This is a genomic window from Acidobacteriota bacterium (assembly GCA_026393675.1).
Classification (GTDB): domain Bacteria; phylum Acidobacteriota; class Vicinamibacteria; order Vicinamibacterales; family JAKQTR01; genus JBAXOX01.
In genome coordinates this window covers 23,000-29,018 of sequence record JAPKZQ010000011.1, presented here as the reverse complement: position 1 = coordinate 29,018, position 6,019 = coordinate 23,000, and the positions used below count along the sequence as shown (strand labels likewise).

Below are 6,019 nucleotides of genomic sequence, written 5' to 3'. Positions count from 1 at the left end.
GTCGACGCCTACGCTGCTGCGCGTCACCCCTCATCGAGGTGACACCACCAACTGGAGAGCTGGATGCGGGAGAACCGCCCGTCCAGTTCGGAGGGAGGGGGGGACGAACACAATCGTCTCTCCCTACCCCTATCAGGCTCGCGACGGATCGGACTGTCAGGAGGGGTGACACCCCTGGGTTGGCAGCGTGACACCCCCGGGGTTGGCGACGTGACACCCTTGGCTTGGCGGCGTGACACCCTTGGGTTGGCGGCGTGACACCCCTGGGTTGGCAGCGTGACACCCCCGGGGTTGGCGACGTGACACCCTTGGCTTGGCGACGTGACACCCTTGGGTTGGCAGCGTGACACCCCCGGGGTTGGCGACGTGACACCCTTGGCTTGGCGGCGTGACACCCCTGGGATCGCCGGGCTCCAGCCCGGCAAGCGGGTGTCGGTACTTGGTAGATAGTAGCCAATGATTCCTCTGTATATTGCCCAGTTCGGCATCATCCTCGCCGTCTTCGGCCTGCTGCTCTTTGCGGCGGCCATCATGGTGTACTCGGAGCGCAAGGTGGCGGCCGCCATCCAGCAGCGATATGGGCCGTACCTGGTGGGCCCGAAGGGCATGCTCCAGCCGATTGCCGACGTCATCAAGCTGATTTTCAAGGAGACGCTTCGCCCGAAAGGGGCCGATCGCGTCCTGTTCATGCTCGCGCCCATCATCTCGGCGACCGCCGCCTTCGCGGCATTTGCCGTCGTGCCGTTTGGCGCCGAGACGGACTTGTTTGGCCTGATCGATCACAAGATCAGCCTGCAGGTGGCCGACGTCAACGTGGCCGTGCTCGTGCTGTTCGCCGTGACCTCGGTGAGCATCTACGGCATCGTGCTGGCCGGCTGGAGTTCCAACAGCAAGTACTCGCTACTCGGCGCGCTCCGTTCGGCCTCGCAGATGATCAGTTACGAACTGTCGTACGGGTTGTCGCTGGCCTCGGTGCTCGTCGTCGCCAACTCGCTGTCGCTCACCGACGTGGTCAACGCGCAGAGCGGCACCTGGCTCGGATTCATTCCGCGGTGGTTCGTCTTTCTGCAGCCGATCGGTTTCGTGATCTTCATGATCGCGGGGGTGGCCGAGACCAACCGGGCGCCGTTTGATCTTCCCGAAGCCGAGCAGGAACTGGTGGCCGGGTATCACACCGAATACAGCAGTACGCCGTTCATGATGTTCTTCCTCGCCGAGTACATCAACATGGTGACGGCGGCCGCGGTCGCGACCGATCTGTTTCTGGGCGGCTGGCACGGACCGTTCCTGCCCGAGTACCTGGGCTGGATCTGGTTCCTCGTGAAAATCGGCGCGATTCTGTTCTTCTACATCTGGATGCGCTGGACGCTGCCGCGCCTGCGCTACGACCAGTTGATGACGTTCGGGTGGAAGGTGCTGCTGCCACTGGCCGCCCTGAACCTGATCGTGACGGCGGCGGGAGTCATCTACTTTGGGAACTGAACTGCTGCTCTTCTATCTGTTCGGCGGGGTGGCCGTGGCGGCGTCGCTGCTGGTGGTGCTGGGGCGCAACGCGATGCACAGCGTGCTGCTGCTGATCGTGTCGTTCGCGGCCCTGGCCGCGCTCTACATCACGCTCGACTCGCCATTTGCCGCGGTCATCCAGATCATCATCTACGCCGGCGCCATCATGGTGCTGTTCCTCTTTGTCGTGATGCTGTTGAACGCGCACAAGGAAGACGACTATGTGTCGGCTGGCGCGCCGACGATGAAGAAGCCGCTCTATATGGGCGCCGTGCTGGCCGTGGTGCTCGCGGCCGAACTGGTGTGGGCGCTGGTGCGCGCGGGCCACGCGCAGGATGGCATGCTGACCGGCGGCGCGTCGCCCGACGCGGCGGCGCTCGGATCGGTCCGCGCACTCGGGCAGTTGCTGTTTACCGACTACGCGTTCGCCTTCGAAGTGACGTCCATCCTGATCATCGTGGCCATGGTGGGCGCCGTGGTCCTGGCCAAGCGGGAGTTATAGGGCGATGGTGTCACTCGAACACTACCTGGTGCTGTCGGCCATCCTGTTTGCCACCGGCACGATCGGCGTGTTCCTGCGCCGCAACGTGATCACGATGCTGCTGTCGATCGAGGTGATGCTGAACGCCGTCAACCTGGCCTTCATCGCGTTTGGCCGCACCATTGGCTCGGCCGACGGCCAGGTCATCATGTTTTTCGTCGTCACGGTCGCGGCCGCCGAGGCCGCCGTCGGACTCGCGCTGGTCATTGCGCTCTTCCGGCACCGTGAAACGCTCAATCCGGACATGTTCACCAGCTTGAAGTGGTGAGGGGATTCGTGCTGCGCTTTATTCCGTTGCTACCGTTCCTCGGGTTCCTGATCAACCTCGCGCTGGGCCGCCGGCTCTCGAAGGCGATCGCCGGCGCGGTCGCGTGCCTCGCGATGTTCGGAGCGTTCCTCGTGTCGGCGTGGTCGGTCTGGACGCTGGTCCAGATGGCACCCGATTCGCGCGGCATCGTGGATCAAGTGGCGCCGTGGGTCGAATCCGGGGCTCTTTCGATTCCGTTCACGCTGCGTCTGGATCCGTTGGGCGCCGTCATGGTACTGGTGGTGACGGGCATCGGCTTCCTGATTCACCTCTATTCGACAGCCTATATGCACGAGGAGCGCGACAGCGAGTACGCGCGCTACTTCTCCTACCTCAACCTGTTTGCCGCGTTCATGCTGGTGCTCGTGCTCGGCGCCAACTTCCCGGTGATGTTCGTCGGCTGGGAAGGCGTGGGTCTCTGCTCGTACCTGCTGATTGGCTTCTGGTTCTCGAAGAAATCGGCCTCCGACGCGGGCAAGAAGGCGTTCATCGTCAACCGGGTGGGTGATTTTGGATTCCTGCTCGGCATGTTCATGGTCTGGGTGCAGTTCGGCACGCTCGACTTCCAGGCCGTGGCGCACAAGGCGGGGCAGCTGCCACCCGAGGCGGTCTTCGGCACGCTGTCGATCGCCACGCTGCTGCTCTTTGTCGGTGCCACCGGCAAGTCGGCGCAGATTCCCCTCTATGTCTGGTTGCCCGACGCGATGGAAGGTCCGACGCCGGTCTCCGCGTTCATCCACGCGGCGACGATGGTGACGGCGGGCGTGTACATGATCGGGCGCAACGCCGTGCTGTTCAGCCATGCACCAGACACGCTGGCGATCGTCGCCGGCATCGGTGTGGCGACGGCCCTGATGGCAGGCACGATCGGTCTGGTGCAGAACGACATCAAGCGGGTGCTGGCGTACTCGACCGTGTCCCAGCTGGGCCTCATGTTCGTGGCCATGGGGGTCGGGGCGTTTGCGGCCGGCATCTTCCATCTCTACACGCACGCATTCTTCAAGGCGCTGTTGTTCCTGGGATCGGGCGCGGTGATTCACGCGCTTGCCGGCGAGCAAGACATTCGGAAGATGGGCGGCCTGCGCCGGGAACTGCCCGTGACCTACTGGACGTTCCTGATTGGAGCGTTGGCGATTGCCGGGGTGCCCCCGCTATCTGGGTTCTTCAGCAAGGACGAGATCCTCTGGAAGGCGTTCTCGGGAGGCCACAAGACGGTGTGGGCAGTGGCCGTGATCGCGTCGCTGCTGACGGCCACGTACATGTTCCGGCTGGTGTTCCTCACGTTTCATGGCTCCCGAGCCACAGGCATGGGGAGCCATGATCCCGCCGTAGCGATGGGCGCAGTGAGTGCGAAGGCGGGCGGCCACGGCTCGCACCTCCACGACGCGCCGCCGGCGATGGCCATCGCGCTCGTCCTGCTCGCTGTCGGGTCCGTGGTGGCCGGGTACATCGGCAGCAGCAATCGCATCGAGGCCTTTCTCGAACCGAGTTTCGCGGTGCCGGGGATCGAGGCTGGCGCGCCACACGTTGCGGGGGCCGCAGGCCACGCCGAAGCCGCTCCTGTTCATGCGGCCGTAGGCTCCGCCGAAGCCTCCGAGGTTCGGGGAGGCGAAGGCGGAAAGGCGGGCGAAGGCGGGAAGACCGTCGAAACCGGGAACGCGGCAGAAGAGCAACGGACTGAACTGACACTGATGGCGTTCTCGAGCGGGATCGCGGCTGCGGGCATCGGCCTGGCGGCGTTCTTCTTTCTTCGACGGCGTGACGTGACGGACCGGATCGCCGCGAGGTTCGCCGGCCTCCACCGCTTGCTGCTCAATAAGTACTACATAGACGAGGCCTACGACGCGGTGATTGTGCAACCTATCTACCGGGTGTCGGAACGCGGCCTGTGGAAGATCGTGGATGCCGGCCTGATCGACGGCGCGGTCAACATGGCCGGCGAGTCGGTCAGCGGGTGGAGCGACGTGCTGCGACGGCTGCAGACGGGTTCGATTCGTGCCTATGCGCTCTCGATCTTCGTGGGCGTGGTCGTGATTCTCGGATACTACGTATGGCGATAGTGCCCATGCTCTCATTGCTCATCGCGCTGCCGCTGGTCGGCGCGGTGCTTCTGCTGCTCATCCGCAACCGCGAGGGCGAGCGCGACCGGTTCGTACACTGGGTCGCGTTGGGGATCTCGATCGTCGAGTTTGTCGGGACGTTGTGGCTGTGGACAGGGTTCGATCCGCGCAGCGCCGATTTCCAGTTCGTCGAGCGCGTCGACTGGATCCCCTCGTTTGGCATCCAGTACGCCTTGGGCGTCGACGGCATCAGCCTGTTTCTCGTGGTCCTGACCGGTTTCCTGACGCCGCTGGCGCTGCTCTGTTCGTGGGAGTCGGTGCACAAGAAGGTGAAGGAGTTCTGCTTCTTCATGCTCGTGCTCGAGAGCGCGATGATTGGCGTCTTCCTGTCGCTCGACATGTTCCTGTTCTACGTGTTCTGGGACGCGATGCTCATCCCGATGTACTTCCTGATCGGGGTGTGGGGCTACGACCGGCGCATCTACGCGGCCGTCAAGTTCATCCTCTACACGATGGCGGGCAGCGTGCTGATGCTGGTCGCCATCCTCGGCCTGGCGTACACGCATGCCGTCGCCACCGGCGGGTCGTACAGCTTCAGCTACGAAGCGCTCCTGCAGATCACCGTGCCGCACCATCTGCAGTTCTGGTTCTTCCTGGCGTTCGCGCTGGCCTTCGCGATCAAGGTGCCGCTGTTCCCGTTCCACACCTGGCTGCCCGACGCCCACGTCGAAGCGCCCACCGCCGGGTCGGTCATCCTGGCCGGGGTGCTGCTGAAGATGGGCACCTACGGCCTGCTGCGGTTCGCGTTCCCGCTCTTTCCGGACGCCGCCGCGTACTTCGCGCCCTATCTCGCGACGCTGGCCGTCATCGGTATCGTGTATGGCGCGCTGGTGTCGATGGTCCAGCCCGACATGAAGAAACTGGTGGCGTACTCGAGCGTCAGCCACCTGGGGTTCGTCGTGCTCGGCCTGTGCGCGATGAACGTGCAGGGCCTGCAGGGCTCGGTCTACCAGATGTTGAGTCACGGCGTGTCGACCGGCGGACTCTTCCTGATTGTCGGCATGCTGTCGGATCGCCGCCACACGCGGCTGATCTCGGAGTTCGGCGGGCTGAAGCACGTGATGCCCAAGCTGGTGGCCGCGTTCTTCGTCATCACGCTCTCGTCGATTGGCCTGCCCGGCCTCAATGGGTTCGTGGGTGAGTTCCTGATCCTGTTGGGCGCGTTCCGGTGGGATCCCCGATTCGCGACGGTAGCCGCGACGGGCGTGATCCTCTCGGCCGTCTACATGCTCTGGATGTTCCAGCGCGTGAACTACGGGGACGTGACCAATCCGAAGAACAAAGGCCTCAAGGACTTGAGCGTGCGCGAGCGGTGGGTGATCACGCCCATCATCGCGATGGCGATTGTGATGGGCGTGGCGCCGTCCGTGTTCCTGAACCCGATGCGTCCGGCCATCGATCGCGTGGTGGCGCGCATGGCCGAGGCGCAGCCGGCCAGGATGGTGCGCGCCGCAGGCGCTTCTCAAAAAGGGGTCGGACCTATTTTTTCGAAAACTGAAAGAACAGGTCCGACCCCAATTTCCCACGCCCCATTTTCGGGCAGGTGAA

General features: G+C 64.1%; 5 protein-coding genes. All 5 read left to right on the top strand.

The genetic code is table 11. The features are described from left to right. The first annotated feature begins 456 nt into the window (after positions 1 to 456). The 5 genes from nuoH to NT151_03975 are packed head-to-tail and all read left to right on the top strand — an operon-like array spanning position 457 to position 6,018. A complete protein-coding gene (gene nuoH, locus NT151_03995) occupies positions 457 to 1,482 on the top strand; it encodes an NADH-quinone oxidoreductase subunit NuoH (GenBank protein MCX6538084.1) in 1,026 nt (341 codons plus the stop codon). Next, on the top strand, positions 1,472 to 2,005 hold the full coding sequence (locus NT151_03990; GenBank protein ID MCX6538083.1) for an NADH-quinone oxidoreductase subunit J: 534 nt from the start codon (positions 1,472 to 1,474) through the stop codon (positions 2,003 to 2,005). Before nuoH ends, NT151_03990 begins: the two co-directional genes overlap by 11 nt. 4 nt (positions 2,006 to 2,009) lie before the next feature. Next, positions 2,010 to 2,312, top strand: a complete 303-nt coding sequence (gene nuoK, locus NT151_03985; protein ID MCX6538082.1) for an NADH-quinone oxidoreductase subunit NuoK — start codon at positions 2,010 to 2,012, stop codon at positions 2,310 to 2,312. An 8-nt stretch (positions 2,313 to 2,320) separates the two neighbouring features. Continuing rightward, the gene (nuoL, locus tag NT151_03980) at positions 2,321 to 4,411 is read left to right on the top strand and encodes an NADH-quinone oxidoreductase subunit L (GenBank protein MCX6538081.1); all 2,091 of its coding nucleotides are present in this window, start codon (positions 2,321 to 2,323) and stop codon (positions 4,409 to 4,411) included. After that, a complete protein-coding gene (locus NT151_03975) occupies positions 4,402 to 6,018 on the top strand; it encodes an NADH-quinone oxidoreductase subunit M (GenBank protein ID MCX6538080.1) in 1,617 nt (538 codons plus the stop codon). Before nuoL ends, NT151_03975 begins: the two co-directional genes overlap by 10 nt. Position 6,019 lies beyond the last annotated feature (1 nt).

Bases quoted from the DNA above. Each gene is read 5' to 3' on its own strand.
- nuoH (MCX6538084.1), top strand. From the start codon at position 457: ATGATTCCTCTGTATATTGCCCAGTTCGGCATCATCCTCGCCGTCTTC.
- nuoK (MCX6538082.1), top strand. From the start codon at position 2,010: ATGGTGTCACTCGAACACTACCTGGTGCTGTCGGCCATCCTGTTTGCC.
- NT151_03975 (MCX6538080.1), top strand. From the start codon at position 4,402: ATGGCGATAGTGCCCATGCTCTCATTGCTCATCGCGCTGCCGCTGGTC.